This is a genomic window from Halomonas sp. KX33721 (genome assembly GCF_001596805.1).
In the GTDB taxonomy this organism is placed as follows: Bacteria; Pseudomonadota; Gammaproteobacteria; order Pseudomonadales; family Halomonadaceae; genus Vreelandella; species Vreelandella aquamarina.
Genome location: NZ_LVIA01000035.1, coordinates 42,346 through 57,797 on the forward strand (window position 1 = coordinate 42,346; position 15,452 = coordinate 57,797).

Consider the following 15,452-nt stretch of genomic DNA (forward strand, 5'->3'; position numbering starts at 1 on the left):
TACTTTTAACGTTATGTACTTTGAACGCTACAGCGGCAACCGTTACAGCGATAGACGCCGAATCATCTCTTTGGCCAACACGCGATAGGCTTGGCTCCCCCGCGAAAAACGCGCGTATTGAGTGACCGGTACGCCGTGGCTTGGCGCTTCAGCGACTTTCACGTTGCGCGGAATCGTCGTTTTCAAAAGCGCATCGCCGAAAAAGTCGCGTAGCTGCTTATCTACTTCTCGGGTGAGACTGGTGCGCTTATCGTACATGGTGCGCAAAATGCCGGAGACAGCCAGCTCAGGATTCACGCTTTGCTTGATCTGCTCCACCGTATCCAGCAGCGCCGAGAGCCCCTCTAGGGCGTAAAATTCACACTGTAGCGGAATCAGTACGCCATGCGCGGCGGTGAGCGCATTCACCGTCAGCATATTCAGCGATGGTGGGCAGTCGATCAGCACCACGTCGTAATCGTCCGCGACGCTGGCAAGTGCAAGCGATAGGCGGCTTTGACGTTGGTCGCTATCCAGTAATTCCACTTCCGCGGCGGTCAGGTCGCCGTTACCGGGTAGAACATCGTAATGAACCGGCAGCCCGCGAACGATAACCTCGCCCGCAGTGGCTTCGCCAAGCAACACGTCCAGCACGCTTTTCTCAAGATCGTACTTGTCGATCCCGCTGCCCATGCTGGCATGGCCCTGTGGATCCAAGTCCACCAGCAGTACGCGGCGGTCAAGAGCAGCCAGGCTGGCGGCCAGGTTAACGGCTGAAGTGGTCTTGCCCACGCCGCCTTTTTGGTTGGTCAGGGCAATGATCTGGCTCACTACTCAACTCCTTTTGGGGTCAGGATCAACAGCTGCCGCTCGGCCGTTTCAAAGGGTACATTCAACAGGTGGCGCTCGCTGAGTTCAATGCCTTCCGGCAGGTTACGCAGCTCGTCATCAGCACCGGGGCCTTTCATTGCTAGCCACTGGCCATTTGCAGATGGCAGGGGGCGCGTTAGCGTCACGAAATCCACCAAACTGGCAAACGCACGTGAGATCACCTGATCAAAGTGCTGGCCGGTGAACTGCTCTACCCGTGCCTGAGTAGGCGTCACGTTCGTCAGCGCCAACTCCATCACCGCTTGGCGCTGGAAGCGGACTTTCTTGCCATTGCTATCCAGCAGCGTCACCTGAAGTTCGGGCTTCATAATCGCGAGTACCAAGCCGGGTAACCCAGGCCCTGCCCCCACATCCAGCAGCGTTGGGCCGTGAACGTAGGGAGCAACGGCGGCGCTATCCAGTACGTGACGCGAGACCATTTCTTCAACATCACGCACTGCGGTGAGGTTATAAGCCCGGTTCCACTTGTGCAACAGCGCCAGTAAACCAAGCAGTTGCTCTCTCTGTTCAGCGCTAATCACAACCCCTAGCGCTGATAGGCCTTGATCAAGTCGTGATGCAACGCCATTGGGTAAGCTGTTGACCAGCGGCTGGAGTCGACTCATCCGTTGGCCACCTCGGCGTTGGTAATTAGGCGGCGTTTTTTCAGATGCACGAGCAGAATCGATATGGCTGCGGGCGTTACCCCAGAAATCCTGGCTGCATGTGCAAGGGTTTCTGGACGGGTATTGCTGAGTTTTTGGCGAATCTCGTTGGAGAGACCTTCCACCTGGTGATAATCAAGTTCCGCAGGCAGCGGCGTAGCTTCATGACGCTTAAGCTTATCGATCTCATCCTGCTGACGATCAATATAGCCCTGATATTTGGCTTGAATTTGCACCTGTTCGGCCACGGCTTCGTCGTGTACGTCACCGCTTTCCATACCGGGGAGCGAGGTAATATCGGCATACGTCAGCTCAGGGCGTTTCAGCAAATCACTTAAGCAGTACTCTCGGGGTAGCGGCCTGCCGGTTTTTTCAGCGATTTTTTCCGCCGCCGGGCTATTGGGTTGCACCCAAGTGGTGGCCAAGCGTGCAGTTTCCCGCTCGATGGCTTCGCGCTTTTGACTAAATGCGGCCCAGCGCGTGTCGTCGACTAAGCCTAGCTTGCGGCCTTTTTCGGTCAGGCGCAGATCGGCATTGTCTTCACGCAGCAGCAGTCGATATTCCGCCCGCGAAGTAAACATGCGGTAGGGCTCTTTGGTGCCCATGGTGATTAAGTCGTCTACCAAAACGCCGAGGTAGGCTTCATCACGGCGGGGGTACCAAGCGTCGAGCTGTTTAGCGCGGCGAGCGGCGTTTAAGCCCGCCAGTAGCCCCTGGGCACCTGCTTCTTCATAACCAGTTGTGCCGTTGATTTGCCCGGCAAAAAACAGGTTGTGGATAAATTTGGTTTCCAGCGAGTGTTTCAAATCCCGCGGATCAAAGAAATCGTACTCAATGGCATAGCCAGGACGCGTGATGTGTGCGTTTTCTAACCCTTTGATCGAGCGCACCACCTGCAGCTGCACATCAAACGGCAGCGAGGTCGAGATGCCGTTGGGATAGAGCTCGTGGGTATCCAGGCCTTCAGGCTCGATGAACACCTGATGGCTCGATTTGTCGGCAAAGCGGTGCACTTTATCTTCAATCGAGGGGCAGTAGCGCGGGCCGATCCCTTCAATCACGCCAGAGTACATTGGCGAGCGATCCAAGTTACCCAGAATAATCTCGTGCGTGCGCTCGTTGGTGTGGGCGATATGGCAGCTCACCTGCTGGGGATGCATCTCCCGCGAGCCGAGGTAAGACATCACCGGCGTTGGGGTATCACCCGGCTGCTCTTCCAACTGCGAAAAATCGACGGTTTTGGCATCGATACGCGGCGGCGTGCCGGTTTTGAGCCGGTCAACATGAAACGGCAACGCACGCAGTCGTTCTGCCAGCGCGTTGGAGGGCGGATCACCCGCGCGGCCTCCGCGGCTTTGATCCAACCCGATGTGGATAACGCCACCTAGGAAGGTACCGGTTGAGAGCACAACGGATTCTGCGTGAAAGCGAATGCCGGTTTCAGTCACGACGCCGCGTACGGTGTCGTTATCCACAATGAGATCACCTGCCGCCTGCTGAAAAATCGTCAGGTTGGGCTGGTTTTCCAGCATGCCGCGAATGGCGGCTTTGTAGCGGATACGGTCGGCTTGGGCACGGGTTGCACGTACCGCTGGCCCTTTGCGTGCGTTGAGCACGCGAAACTGGATGCCGCCTAAATCCGTGGCTAGCCCCATTGCACCGCCGAGCGCATCAATTTCTTTCACCAAATGGCTTTTGCCGATGCCGCCAATGGCGGGATTGCACGACATTTGGCCAAGCGTCTCGATGTTGTGAGTTAGCAATAGGGTTTGACAGCCCATACGAGCAGAGGCCAGTGCGGCTTCAGTTCCCGCATGGCCACCGCCGATGACAATCACGTCAAAGCGGTCGGGGTAGTTCAAGAGACACCTCGTCTTGTGCCTGTTGGCACGGATGATGTGGTCAGCATATCGGTGCTGATGGAATAAGCCCGCCAGTATAAACCTCCTGTGGGTAACCGTCAGGTTTTTCCACACCCCGGTTTAAGGGTTCTGTCTTTATTAATAACAAAATAAAAATAAATAAGAGAAGTTCTGTTGATGTAGTAACTACTGGTGTGGACAAAATCTGTTGATAAGTCTACTAACGCTAGTTTTATCAATATTTTACATTGTTGACCTTTAGGTGATTAAGCAGCGGAGTGCCTGCGTAGAAGCGGTGTTGGAGCTGTGGATGAAAGTGCGGCTTACCCACAAGGCTGACTGACAACGGGTTATCCACCGCTGGGTACCTGGCTTGTTACCGCACCTGTGAACAACCTGCTTCACATACTCAAATCATGCTGATAAGCGCTCATGGTGGGCTTCGTGGCGAAGTAGCGAGGAGCGTGTAAAAAAATAGTATCCACAGGCAAAAAAAAAATGGCCTGTCATGAAGACAGGCCATTAGATAGGACGTTTTAAGCGCAATATTGGCGATTTAAGAGCGCATGGTTAGCACGACATTAGTGCTTCAGTACCCGTGCCAGGAACGACTGAGTACGTTCGTGTTGAGGAGCATCAAACAGCTGCTCGGGAGTGCCTTGTTCGGCAATTTCGCCTTTATGAATAAAGATGATGCGGTCGGCCACCTCACGGGCAAAGCCCATTTCGTGGGTAACGATCACCATGGTCATCCCCTCTTTAGCAAGCTCCCGCATGGCGTCTAGCACTTCGCCAATCATCTCGGGGTCAAGGGCTGAGGTTGGCTCATCAAACAGCATGAGGCGCGGCTCCATGGCCAACGCACGCGCCAGCGCCACACGCTGCTGCTGGCCACCGGAGAGCTGGCTGGGGTACTTATTTGCCTGGTCGGCAATACCTACGCGATCAAGTAGCCGCTTGGCAGTCTCTTCGGCATCCTGACGGCTCCAGCCACGCACCTTCATCGGCGCGAGAGTGACGTTATCGAGCACGCTAAGATGCGGGAACAGATTGAACTGCTGAAATACCATGCCCACTTCGGTGCGGATGGTTTGCAGCGCCTGACTGCTTTTACCGTTGGGTAGCAGCGTATTGCCGTCCACATCCAGGCTGCCTGACTGAAACTCTTCTAAGCCGTTGATACAGCGAATGAGTGTGGATTTACCCGAGCCGCTGGCCCCGATGACCACGACGACTTCACCAGGCACAATTTCCAGGTCGATATCTTTGAGTACGTGCAGGCTGCCAAAGTGCTTGTGGAGCTTTTGCATACGCACAATGGGCGTTTGAGTAGAAGTCATTGTGCGCTCCTTATTGTCCGGCGAGGCCGCGGCGCTCGATTTGGCGCAGCACCAGTGAGAGGGTCCAGGTAATGGCGAGATACATCAGTGCCACCATGAAGTAGACCTCCAGCGCGGTGAAGGTGGTGGCGATATAGATCTGCCCTTGGCGTACCAGCTCACTGACCCCGATAACCGAAAAAAGCGAGGTATCTTTGATACTGATAATGCCCTGGTTACCCAGCGGTGGAATCATACGGCGCAGTGCCTGCGGCCAGATCACATAGCGGAACGCCTGCACCCGAGAGAGGCCAAGCGATAGCGATGCTTCCCGCTGGCCGCGCTCGATGGACTGAACGCCGCCGCGCACAATTTCAGAGATATAGGCACCGGAGTTGACGGCAATGGCCGCTATACCCGCTACCAGGGCGTTGATGGGCCCACCCAACAGTTGCGGCAAGCCGTAAAAGATAAACAGCACTTGGACCAAAATAGGGGTGCCGCGGAATACTTCAACATACACAACCGCAGGCCAGCGCAGCCAGCGTACCGGGCTAATACGCAGCAACCCAAAGAAAATACCGATGAAAAAACCAATCGCCAGGCCGCCAAATGAAATCAGTAGCGTCCAGGGAATACCGGGTAACAAGTAGGGGATCGACCCGAACGCAGCCGACCAATCAAACTGAAAGTTAACGTCCACGCGTTATCTCCAGATAATAAGAGGAACAACGACACAGGGCCGGGGGAAATGGCCGCCCGGCCCTGTGTGGTGAGAGTCGCTTTAAGCGTTGGTTATGGCATATAGCGCTAATTACTCAGCGCTGGGTGCTTCACCGAACCACTTTGTGTAGATCTCATCGTAGGTGCCGTCTTCACGCATAGCGGCCAGCGCTTCGTTGGTCGGCTCTACCCACTCGCTGCCTTTGTGAAATACGATGCCGTACTGCTGACCTTCGTACAGCGGGCCGACGACTTTAGTGCGACCTTCGCCACGGGTTTGTGAGAAGTAAGCTACGTTGGGCGCATCGTAAAGTACGGCGTCGACGTTACGGCCCAGCAGCGCCATGTACATATCAGCGGTGCCTGGGTAGGGCGTGATATCGGCGTCTTCGCCAAGCTCTTGTTGTAAGAAGTCGTAGCTGGTGGAGCCGATTTTGGTGGCCACTGACAGTCCTTCGAGATCCTCGATGGAGGAGACCTCTTCGTTATCAGCACGTACGATGATTTGCAGACCGGAGTCGTAGTAGGGATCAGAGAAGTCAACGACCTGAGCACGCTCTTCGGTGATAGTGGTGCCCGCAATGGCGATTTCTTGACTGCCGGTTTGCACCGCAGGAATGATGCCCGAGAACTCCATGGTGGTGAGGTTGACGTCAAAGCCAGCGCGATCAGCGACTTCATTGATGATGTCCATATCAAAACCGATCATTTCACCGGTCTCGGGGTCGAGCATCTCAAAGGGCACAAAGCTTGGGTCAGTGGCCACGTTGACGGTAGGCGTTTGTGCAAACGCGGTGGTACTGCCCAAACCCAGTGTGATGGCGGTCGCAATAGTAGAGGTAGTGAATAGGTGTTTCATTAGTTTCCCCATGTTTTATGTGGTTAGCCGCGCAATTTATAGAATTTTTTTTTCTTATAAATTGGCTAGGCAACCGTTATTGACCTTTCAACCTTGGCGAGAAACCGCCAAGGCGTCAAGTCATGGGGAGGGGTTGTCACCAACGTTGGTCACACCATAAACGAGGCGCCACATCCGCACGTGGTAGTGGCATTGGGGTTTTGGATACGAAATCGAGCCCCTGCTAGGCCCTCCTCGTAATCCACTGTGGAGCCTACCAAATACTGATAAGAGAGCGGGTCGACCACTAGCGTTGCATCGCCAAATTCGATGAGTGTGTCGTCTTCGGCAACGCTGTCCGCGAAGTCAAAGCCGTATTGAAAACCAGAGCAGCCGCCACCGGTAACGTACACGCGCAGTTTCAGCGCCGGGTTACTCTCTTCAGCCATTAACGCTTTGATGCGTTTGCGTGCACTGTCTGACAGTAACAGAGGAGTTGGAACAAAAGCTTCTGCACCGCTCATGGGTACCTCCCGCGAGCTTTAAGAACGAATAATCCGTATTAGGGGGTGATTATGGGTAATTCCCAGCAAATTGGTCAACTATTGCTGGGAATTCCTCAAACGTTAGGGCATCAGCGCGGGGGCGTTAAGCCCCATGTGCTCATCAAAGCCAAACATCAAGTTAAGGTTTTGAATGGCTTGCCCAGAAGCGCCCTTCACCAGGTTATCAATGACTGAAAGCACCACAACCGTATTGCCGTTACCCGGGCGGTGGACCGCGATGCGGCAGGTATTGTTGCCTTTGACACTGCGGGTTTCCGGGTGGCTGCCGGCGGGCATGACATCGACAAACGGCTCGTTGGCGTAGCGCTGCTCAAAGAGCGCCTGTAGATCTTCTGGCTCGGCGGTCAGCGTGCTGTAAAGCGTGGCGTGAATGCCGCGAATCATAGGCGTTAGATGGGGAACAAAGGTCAACCCCACTGGGTTGGGCTGCATATCGCCCAAGCCTTGACGAATTTCCGGCAGATGGCGGTGGCCACCCGCGCCGTAGGCCTTCATGGATTCACTGGCCTCGGCCAGCAGCGAAGCAACTTTGGCACCGCGGCCAGCACCGGTCACACCAGATTTGCAGTCGGCAATCAGCTGGTTCGGATCAATTAAGCCAGCTTCTAACAGCGGCAGATAGCCTAGCTGAACGGCGGTGGGATAGCAGCCAGGGACAGCAATCAAACGAGCCGTTTTGATCTTTTCGCGGTGCATTTCGGGCAGGCCGTAAACGGCTTCTTCAAGCAGCTCCGGCGCGCCGTGGGGCTGGTCGTACCAACGGCTCCACTCGTCGGCATCGCGCAGGCGGAAGTCCGCAGAGAGGTCGATGACGCGGGTGCCGTTGGCCAGCAGCTCGCCCGCTAAGGCATGGGCAACGCCGTGGGGAGTCGCAAAAAACACCGCATCCATTGCGCCTAGCGCCTTGGCGTCGGGTTCGCTGAATGCCAGCGTGTCGTAGTGACCGCGTAAATTGGGGTACATGTCGCACACTTTTACGCCCGTCTCCGAGCGAGAGGTGATGGCCTTGACGTTTACCTGAGGGTGCTGAGCCAGCAGTCTGAGAAGTTCGACGCCGGTATAACCGGTGCCACCCACGATGCCAACGTTAATCACAAACCACTCCTTGTGCGCTTCGCGCAATCGACGCTTGAATAATTAACAGCCTAATCAGTGTGGCCAGGCTGTTGAAGTGTATCCAGCTATGATACACAAGAGAGCCAGCGCTTAAGAGCGCTGCGCAACGCGAGACAATGAAACGAACAATAAACGCAAGGACGGACGTTGTGGCACGTTTTTCTCGGTCAGATTTCACTCTAGAGAGCTTTCGCCGCCAGTTGGCGAACGTGGATGCCTTACCGCAGCTGTGTGTACTGGGGTTGGTGTCTGGGGTGATTACTGGGGCGGTGATGGTGGCGTTTCGCCTGCTGCTGGAAGCGGGGGCGGCGCTCTACATGCCGGACGGTGATCCGGAAGCCTTCGAAGGGTTGATGCCTTGGCTAAGAGCACTTCTGCCGATCATGTCCGTCACGTTGATTGGTCTGTTGCTCTATCGGCAGCGATCTACCGCACGCAAACTCGGCGTCAGCCATGTGATCGAGCGACTGACCTATCATCAGGGGCGCTTCCCGCTGCGCAACTGGCTCAACCAGTGGTGGGTGGGTGTGGTCTCGGTGCTGGGTGGATTATCTGCCGGTCGGGAAGGGCCTGCCATTCATCTTGGCGCGGCGGCTTCCAGCGGGTTGGGGCTAAAGCTGCGGCTGCCCAATAATAGCTTGCGGGTGTTGGTGGCTTGTGGCACGGCAGCCGGTATTTCGGCCTCGTTCAACACGCCCATCGCTGGGGTGATCTTTGCCATGGAAGTGGTGATGATGGAGTACACCCTGATGAGCTTTATGCCGGTGATTTTAGCCTCGACCATGGGGGCGCTGGTGGCGCAGGTGATGTATGGCAATGCGCCCGCGTTTCGGATTCCTGAGGTGGCGTTAGGGTCGCTGATGAACCTGCCCTGGATCATCATTATTGGCCTCGTGATTGGGTTAATGGCAGGTATCTTTATCCACATCTCTCGAAGCCAACGCCTTCAACAACTGCCGCTGTGGATAAGACTAGGTGTGGTGGGTGTGGCAACCGGGGTATTGGCGTGGTGGTTTCCTGAAATCCAAGGCATTGGTTACGACAGCGTGGCGGCAGCGCTGAATAATCAGTTGGCGATCAATGTGCTATTGGCGCTGATGGTTGCCAAGCTGTTGATTACTGCGATTACCGTTGCAGGCGGCGTGCCGATCGGCATTATTGGCCCGGTACTGGTCGCTGGGGCGGCCACCGGTGCACTAGGCGGTATGTTAGGGGGCTGGCTATGGCCTGAGAAAGCTGCTGACCCAGGGATTTATGCCATGCTCGGTATGGCAGCCATGATGGGGGCTGTTCTTCAGGCACCGTTGGCGGCGTTGATGGCACTGCTAGAACTCACTCATACACCGACGATTATGCTACCGGGGATGCTGGTCGTGGTGGTGGCCTGCTTAACGTCGCGGCAGTTGACGGGTTGTGAAGGTTTTTTCATTAGTTCAGTACGCTATGGATTGCATCCGTTACAGCAGCCTCTGATGCAAGCGCTTTCCCGAGTGTCGGTGCCTGCCGTGATGGAGCGTCAGCTGGTGCGTACCGAGCGCATGATCACTCTCAACCAGGCGCGCCGCCTGCTAGAAGCGAATCCTATGTGGCTGGTAATTGAGCGCTCCAGTGAGGATAAGCCGGTACTGGGGCTAAAGGCAGCAGAGCTTGCCCGCTGGCTGCTGGAGCACGATGAGGCGCTCGATGGAGAAGTGCCGCCGGAAGATGAGTTAATTGATCTTTTGGAGATTCCCGGCCAGCGGCTGGAAATGGCCCCGATTGGTTTGCAGGCCACGCTATCGGAAGCGTTTTTAAAGCTTCAAGACAGCGCGCTTGGGGCGCTTTATGTGGTGCATGGCTATCGACCAAAGCAGCAGCGAATTTCAGGTATCATTACCCGGGGCGCGATCGAGCGTTATTACCACTACACTGACGCTCGGCAAACAGATGCCCGCGAGACCGATTCCTAGCCATATGCCACCGCCTAAGGAGAGACCATGTACGAATGGGTAAAGGCTATTCACTTGATGGCCGTTGTTACTTGGTTTGCCGCACTGTTCTACCTGCCAAGACTTTATGTTTACCACGCCATGGCACGCGACAAAGGTGATGAGCAAGCGATCACTTACTTTAAAACCATGGAGCGCAAGCTTTACCGTGGCATCATGACCCCGTCGATGATCCTGGTACTGATTTTTGGGGGCTGGATGCTCTATTTGGTGCCCGCCTGGTTTAGCCAAGGATGGATGCACGCCAAGCTTACCTTGGTGGCACTGTTAATTGCTTACCACCATGTTTGCTTGATTTACCTTAAACAGTTTGACCAGTCGCGTTGTACCAAGAGCCACGTATTTTTTCGCTGGTTCAATGAAGCGCCCGTGATTGCGCTGGTCGCGATTATTCTTTTGGCGGTAGTGAAGCCCTTTTGATGCACCAACCTCTTCCCCCTGTTGTTTTAGTGCTAGCGGGTCATGACCCCACGGGCGGTGCCGGACTGGTCGCTGATAGCGAAGCCATCGCCGCCTGCGGCGGTTGGGCGGTCACGATCCCCACGGCGATGACCGTGCAGAACTGCCATAACGTGTCGCGGGTAATGCCAGCCGACCCCGGCGCGATGCGCCAAATGGCCGAAGCTGTCGGTGATATGCAGATTGCCGCGATTAAGCTCGGCCTGCTGGCGGATGAAGCTACGCTGCGGGCTGCAGAGCAGATTATTCGTCGCTTTCCAGGGGTGCCCGTGGTTGCTGACCCGGTTCTCAAAGCAGGGGGAGGCACTATGTTATCCACAGAGGCTTTGCAGATGCTTTATCGTGACCGGCTGCTACCCCTTGTGGATATCTTAACGCCGAACCGCTTTGAGTTGGCGGCGCTGACACCGGAAATTCTAGACACCCATGACGACACTGCCCGGGCGGTGTCACTGCTGTCACAAGGTTGCCAAGCGGTGCTGGTGACGGCAACGGATGACCCCTTACCCGGTTCAGCCGAGCAGGTGGTGCATACGCTTCACTCGCCCGATACCACTCGCCAGTGGCAGTGGCCGCGCCTACCGGACGTCTTTCATGGTTCTGGCTGTACGCTCGCGTCAGCCTTAGCAGCGCGTCTAGCGGTAGGTGAGCGCTTACCAACGGCGTGTGAACAGGCCCAGCACTTTACTTGGGAGAGCTTGTCTCACGGCTACCAGCCCCCGAGTGGCCAGTGTTTGCCGAATCGCTTGCCACGCCCCGTGCGCTTTTGATCTCATTGGTAGTAAGCCATTTATATTGAGGATGCCATGACCACATCTGCTGAACTGTTCGACCTCGCGAGTCGCCATATCCCTGGGGGCGTGAACTCTCCCGTCCGTGCCTTCAAAGGGTTGCACCGCCCGCCGGTATTCATGGAACGTGCACAGGGCGCTTACCTCTTCGATGTCGAGGGCAACCGCTACGTCGATTACATCGGCTCCTGGGGGCCGATGATTACCGGTCACGCCGATCAAGACGTATTGGCGGCCGTACGTGCGCGGTTGGATAATGGGCTCTCATTCGGGACACCCACGGCCGTGGAAACCACCATGGCCGACCTAATTTGCGACATGATTCCCACCATGGAAATGGTGCGCATGACCAGCTCGGGCACCGAGGCCACCATGTCAGCGATTCGGCTGGCGCGGGGCACCACGGGTCGCGATAAGATCGTCAAGTTCGAGGGTAACTACCACGGCCACTCGGATTCCCTGCTGGTGAAAGCGGGCTCCGGTGCCTTGACCCACGGCGAGCCCAGCTCTCCGGGCGTTCCGGCGTCGCTGGCCGAGCACACCATCACACTATCCTACAACGACCCGGAAGGCGTTGAAGCGTGCTTTGCCGAGATCGGTGAGCAAATTGCCTGCATCATCGTCGAGCCGGTGGCGGGCAATATGAACTGCATTCCGCCTCAGCCAGGTTTCTTGGAAACCCTGCGCCACGTTTGTAACGAGTACGGTAGCATCCTGATTTTTGACGAAGTGATGACCGGATTCCGGGTTGCCCTTGGTGGTGCCCAGGCTTACTACGGTGTCACGCCGGATCTGACTTGCTTGGGTAAGATCGTTGGTGGCGGTATGCCGGTCGGTGCGTTTGGCGGCAAGCGCGACATCATGCAGAACATCTCGCCGCTGGGGCCGGTATATCAGGCGGGCACGCTGTCGGGGAACCCGCTGGCCATGGCTGCCGGGGTGGCGCTGCTGACCAAGCTGCAGGTGCCGGGCTTCCACGATGCCCTGAGCCAGCGCGTGCAAACGCTGTGTAACGGCCTGCAAGAGCGTGCCAATGCGGCGCGGGTACCTATGATGACGCAATCCGCAGGCGGCATGTTCGGCGTGTTCTTCACCTCGCAGTCCCGTGTGGATAACTTTGCCCAAGCCACGGCGTGTAATCCCGATGCCTTCCGCCGCTTCTTTGGCGCAATGCTGGATCATGGCGTCTACCTTGCGCCTTCTGCCTACGAAGCTGGCTTTATGTCCAGTGCCCATACGCCTGAGGATATCCAACTCACTCTGGATGCCGCAGAGAAAGCCTTTGCTGTTATGTAACACTAGGTAACTGGTAGTTAGAACGTCTGCTACACTGCAAGAGCCGCTCTTATCGAGCGGCTCTTGTGGTTACCGAGGTAGCTAACATGAAACGATTATCGGCTTGGCACGCGTCACGACGATACGGTGCGTGGTTGACCACCGTTCTTACCCTTGGCTTGTCTTTCCCAGGGCTAGCCGCACAGGAGCAGGATATGACCCAAATCCACATCACCATGAGCGGCTCTCCCGGCGCTGAGTTTTCGGCCGAGTGGCGCATTACCCAGGACGGCGACACCATCGAACACCCTGAAACTCGAGGCACGGTGCCCGCAGAGTTCACCTTCGAAGGAGATACCCTAGAAGGTACCGTCAAACTCCTGAGCGACGATGAGCGGTTGGAAGTCGATATCGTCAAAGGCAGCAACCGCACGCGCTCCTCGACCCAAGGCAAGGGCGGCACGCTGACGGTGGTGGTGCGTTAAGGTATAAAAAAACCGCCCCCCGAGGGGGCGGTATGAGAATATTCAACTGGCTAATGATTAATACTGGATAGTGGAAGCGCGGTTGCCACTGCCTACTTGAGTTACAGTAGCGTTTCCTTGATTTGCGCTAATTTGAGTGATAGTTGAAATGTTATTCCAACCACCTGCTGGAGCGTGGTCTTGATTCACTGTAGCTATGTGAGACCCACCGCCAGTTTGTAGAATGAATGATTCATTAAACTCTTGTCCAGCGATACCAAGTCCTTTCTGTGTAACGTTTGCTTCGTTATTACTTCCTTCTTGTGTAATGAAGGAAATATCACCCACTCCGCTTTGTTCTACATTAGCATAGTTCAATGCGCCACTTTGTAGAATGGTTGAATCGCCGTAGCTGCCAGTTTGTTTTACAAACGCTTCATTGCCGTCGCCAACCAGCTGAGAAACATAAGATTCATTATTGTTTCCGTCTTGGGTCACATCGGCAAGGTTATTATCACTTACGCCACCTTGGCCTTGTAAAATGTATGAAGTGTTCAATTCGCTTCCAGCTTCCTGTTTCAGTTTAGCTTCATTACCGGAGCCAGCTTGCCAGATTTGACTCATACCATTATCACCGAACTGGTCAGACATGGCAGTATTATTATGCCATTGCTGAAAGACGTATGATTGGTTGGAGTCTCCATTTTGTTGTACGAAAGTGTTATTGCCAGTAGCACCGCCTGGGTTTGTTCCTTGAACAACGATAGATCTGTTGTCATTACCGGTTTGATTGACATCAGATCCATTGTTATCTGCACCAAACTGGTCCACTTTAGAGAGGTTTCTATCGCCATATTGGTATACGTTTGCAACAGCTCCAAAACTCAAGTCTTGTTTTACAATAGAGCTGTTGCCCTCACCATTTTGATAAACATCAGCTTCTAGTGCATCGCCGCTTTGCTGCTTGTTTTGGTCTACATTAGAGTAGTTTTGATCGCCTTTTTGCATGACGCTGGCCATATTGCCAAACTGAGCGCCGCCTGCCTGTGTTTCCTGTCTAATGAAAGATGTGTTTTCACCCGAAATTACAGTAGATGGATCCATTGATCCTAATGAATCAGTGAAGGTTTGAAACCTAGTATCGTCCCCAGCACCAAAATTACTGTTATCCCATGCATTATCGTCAATATTAAGTGCGTTGGAATTTTCGTTGTTTACTCCCCAGCCGCCACCTTGCTGTGGAGACGTAGCAGATTCATATTCTAAGTCTACGTTTGATTGCACGGTTTGTGCTAAAGATGAGGCGCTCATTGCGATACTAACAGCAGCGGCGAGGGCGGTAAGTTGCAGTTTCATGATATTTCCCCTTTTTTCGATCAACTTGCTTTGGTGGTTAACTGAGAAGCCAGGTGCGACTCAGTTGATATCGATAGTGACCGGTCGTGAAGTGCCCGAGTAGTTTTGTTGGTGGACATTTACATCGCGTAGGCCACTGCCCGATTGTGAAATCATTAGGTTACTGTTAAAGCCAATTTGAATAGCGTTCAGTGCAACTCCAACACTGTTCCCTTCTTGAATAGCCGTAACGCTATTGTTATAGCCTTGCTGAACAATCACGCCAATGTTGTTGCCATTGTGCTGGATCAAATTGGCCTGATTGTTATATCCAGTTTGTTTAATGTAAGCGAAGTTTTTAAATTGGTAATTCGCTGAACGAGATTGAACAACGCTCGCGCTGTTACTGGTGCCTTGCTGTTGAATGATACTCACATTGCCTTTTAAATGGCTGACACCTTGAGACTCTACGTATTGCGTGACTCTAGACATGCTGCCAATGAACTGGTCGTTTGCTGAAGCGTCTAGATTGAAGCTGGTTAGTAAGACACCCATCACCAATGCCGTACAGGAAGCTACGGATCCTGTCTTATAAAGGGCTGGCAATTGGTTAAACGGTTTCATTGGGTTTTCCTTTTGAAACGTTATATTTCTTTTTGCTTCCTGTGTTGAGTTTGGACGATTTCAAAGAAGGCGCTATCGGAAATTTTTCTAGCTATTAACTTATAAAGTTGGTGTTTATTATTTTAATAGACACTATTATTTTGATCGGTTTTGATGAGATTTCTAATGCTAATAACTATAAATTTAAAAGTATAAGAGTTGTAAATAAAAAGCCGCTTGAAAAAGCGGCTAAAATCAACCTGAATCCGTGAGACCGGCCCCCGGAAGCACTTCTAACCCACTGACCTGCATGGCAATATAGCCATTATCGCCATTCACCCAGACAGTGCCATGCCCAACATAAAGTTCCGCGCCAGTTGCCGCACCCTCACCAGCCACGCCGGGCTGTCCATCATCGGGCAATGCTTCGAGATCGCTGGCGTCGACAGCATCGACAGCCGCTTCCCCACCACGCTGGGCATGCGCACCAGTGACGTGATCAAGAGCTACCTGGGCCTGCTGTGTCTGGGCATGAGCGACTATGACGCTGTCGAGAACTTCCGCCGCGACAAGCCCTTCCAACAACTGCTGACCCTGCA

The 15,452-nt window shown here is 54.4% G+C and carries 15 protein-coding genes and 1 pseudogene; 6 read left to right on the forward strand and 10 right to left on the reverse strand.

What is annotated here, in order from left to right; genetic code table 11:
- Positions 1-42: 42 nt before the first annotated feature.
- The 8 genes from A3220_RS13160 to argC all read right to left on the reverse strand — a co-directional run bounded on the left by A3220_RS13160 (position 43) and on the right by argC (position 7,917).
- The gene (locus A3220_RS13160; protein WP_054640719.1) at positions 43-810 is read right to left on the reverse strand and encodes a ParA family protein; all 768 of its coding nucleotides are present in this window, start codon (positions 808-810) and stop codon (positions 43-45) included.
- Positions 810-1,475 (reverse strand): 16S rRNA (guanine(527)-N(7))-methyltransferase RsmG, encoded by a 666-nt coding sequence (gene rsmG / locus A3220_RS13165; protein ID WP_062375233.1) that lies wholly within the window; start codon positions 1,473-1,475, stop codon positions 810-812. The genes A3220_RS13160 and rsmG overlap by 1 nt, the downstream gene beginning before the upstream one ends.
- Positions 1,472-3,376 carry a tRNA uridine-5-carboxymethylaminomethyl(34) synthesis enzyme MnmG gene (gene mnmG / locus A3220_RS13170; protein ID WP_062375235.1) on the reverse strand — a complete coding sequence of 635 codons (1,905 nt, stop codon included), beginning with the start codon at positions 3,374-3,376 and terminating at the stop codon, positions 1,472-1,474. The genes rsmG and mnmG overlap by 4 nt, the downstream gene beginning before the upstream one ends.
- Positions 3,377-3,957: 581 nt before the next feature.
- Positions 3,958-4,716 carry an amino acid ABC transporter ATP-binding protein gene (locus A3220_RS13175; RefSeq protein WP_062375237.1) on the reverse strand — a complete coding sequence of 253 codons (759 nt, stop codon included), beginning with the start codon at positions 4,714-4,716 and terminating at the stop codon, positions 3,958-3,960.
- A gap of 10 nt (positions 4,717-4,726) precedes the next feature.
- Positions 4,727-5,398, reverse strand: a complete 672-nt coding sequence (locus tag A3220_RS13180; protein ID WP_054640716.1) for an amino acid ABC transporter permease — start codon at positions 5,396-5,398, stop codon at positions 4,727-4,729.
- A gap of 111 nt (positions 5,399-5,509) precedes the next feature.
- On the reverse strand, positions 5,510-6,277 hold the full coding sequence (locus A3220_RS13185) for a transporter substrate-binding domain-containing protein (RefSeq protein ID WP_062375238.1): 768 nt from the start codon (positions 6,275-6,277) through the stop codon (positions 5,510-5,512).
- A 149-nt stretch (positions 6,278-6,426) separates the two neighbouring features.
- Positions 6,427-6,780, reverse strand: coding sequence for an iron-sulfur cluster insertion protein ErpA (gene erpA / locus A3220_RS13190; RefSeq protein WP_062361049.1), 354 nt, complete (start codon positions 6,778-6,780; stop codon positions 6,427-6,429).
- A gap of 102 nt (positions 6,781-6,882) precedes the next feature.
- A complete protein-coding gene (argC, locus tag A3220_RS13195) occupies positions 6,883-7,917 on the reverse strand; it encodes an N-acetyl-gamma-glutamyl-phosphate reductase (protein ID WP_062361047.1) in 1,035 nt (344 codons plus the stop codon).
- Between the two features lie 170 nt (positions 7,918-8,087).
- On the opposite strand from argC, the gene A3220_RS13200 reads away from it, so the two are divergent.
- The 5 genes from A3220_RS13200 (at position 8,088) to A3220_RS13220 (ending at position 12,936) form a co-directional block, all read left to right on the forward strand.
- The gene (locus tag A3220_RS13200) at positions 8,088-9,887 is read left to right on the forward strand and encodes a chloride channel protein (protein WP_062375240.1); all 1,800 of its coding nucleotides are present in this window, start codon (positions 8,088-8,090) and stop codon (positions 9,885-9,887) included.
- Between the two features lie 27 nt (positions 9,888-9,914).
- Positions 9,915-10,346 carry a protoporphyrinogen oxidase HemJ gene (gene hemJ, locus A3220_RS13205; RefSeq protein ID WP_058577321.1) on the forward strand — a complete coding sequence of 144 codons (432 nt, stop codon included), beginning with the start codon at positions 9,915-9,917 and terminating at the stop codon, positions 10,344-10,346.
- On the forward strand, positions 10,346-11,155 hold the full coding sequence (locus A3220_RS13210) for a hydroxymethylpyrimidine/phosphomethylpyrimidine kinase (RefSeq protein WP_062375241.1): 810 nt from the start codon (positions 10,346-10,348) through the stop codon (positions 11,153-11,155). The genes hemJ and A3220_RS13210 overlap by 1 nt, the downstream gene beginning before the upstream one ends.
- A gap of 36 nt (positions 11,156-11,191) precedes the next feature.
- On the forward strand, positions 11,192-12,472 hold the full coding sequence (hemL, locus tag A3220_RS13215) for a glutamate-1-semialdehyde 2,1-aminomutase (protein ID WP_062375243.1): 1,281 nt from the start codon (positions 11,192-11,194) through the stop codon (positions 12,470-12,472).
- 86 nt (positions 12,473-12,558) lie between these two features.
- A complete protein-coding gene (locus A3220_RS13220) occupies positions 12,559-12,936 on the forward strand; it encodes a hypothetical protein (RefSeq protein ID WP_062375245.1) in 378 nt (125 codons plus the stop codon).
- Positions 12,937-12,993: 57 nt separating this feature from the next.
- On the opposite strand, the gene A3220_RS13225 is transcribed toward A3220_RS13220, so the two are convergent.
- Both A3220_RS13225 and A3220_RS13230 read right to left on the reverse strand, forming a co-directional pair.
- The gene (locus tag A3220_RS13225) at positions 12,994-14,271 is read right to left on the reverse strand and encodes a hypothetical protein (RefSeq protein ID WP_062375246.1); all 1,278 of its coding nucleotides are present in this window, start codon (positions 14,269-14,271) and stop codon (positions 12,994-12,996) included.
- Between the two features lie 60 nt (positions 14,272-14,331).
- Positions 14,332-14,874: a hypothetical protein gene (locus A3220_RS13230; RefSeq protein WP_062375248.1), complete on the reverse strand. Its 543-nt coding sequence runs from the start codon at positions 14,872-14,874 to the stop codon at positions 14,332-14,334.
- A gap of 330 nt (positions 14,875-15,204) precedes the next feature.
- Between A3220_RS13230 and A3220_RS17000 the strand changes: the two are divergent.
- Positions 15,205-15,452, forward strand: a pseudogene (locus A3220_RS17000) (IS1380 family transposase); the annotation flags it as partial.

Coding starts and splice junctions, on each gene's coding strand:
- rsmG (WP_062375233.1), bottom strand. CDS start 1,475: ATGAGTCGACTCCAGCCGCTGGTCAACAGCTTACCCAATGGCGTTGCA.
- A3220_RS13175 (WP_062375237.1), bottom strand. CDS start 4,716: ATGACTTCTACTCAAACGCCCATTGTGCGTATGCAAAAGCTCCACAAG.
- A3220_RS13185 (WP_062375238.1), bottom strand. CDS start 6,277: ATGAAACACCTATTCACTACCTCTACTATTGCGACCGCCATCACACTG.
- erpA (WP_062361049.1), bottom strand. CDS start 6,780: ATGAGCGGTGCAGAAGCTTTTGTTCCAACTCCTCTGTTACTGTCAGAC.
- hemJ (WP_058577321.1), top strand. CDS start 9,915: ATGTACGAATGGGTAAAGGCTATTCACTTGATGGCCGTTGTTACTTGG.
- A3220_RS13210 (WP_062375241.1), top strand. CDS start 10,346: ATGCACCAACCTCTTCCCCCTGTTGTTTTAGTGCTAGCGGGTCATGAC.
- hemL (WP_062375243.1), top strand. CDS start 11,192: ATGACCACATCTGCTGAACTGTTCGACCTCGCGAGTCGCCATATCCCT.
- A3220_RS13220 (WP_062375245.1), top strand. CDS start 12,559: ATGAAACGATTATCGGCTTGGCACGCGTCACGACGATACGGTGCGTGG.
- A3220_RS13225 (WP_062375246.1), bottom strand. CDS start 14,271: ATGAAACTGCAACTTACCGCCCTCGCCGCTGCTGTTAGTATCGCAATG.
- A3220_RS13230 (WP_062375248.1), bottom strand. CDS start 14,874: ATGAAACCGTTTAACCAATTGCCAGCCCTTTATAAGACAGGATCCGTA.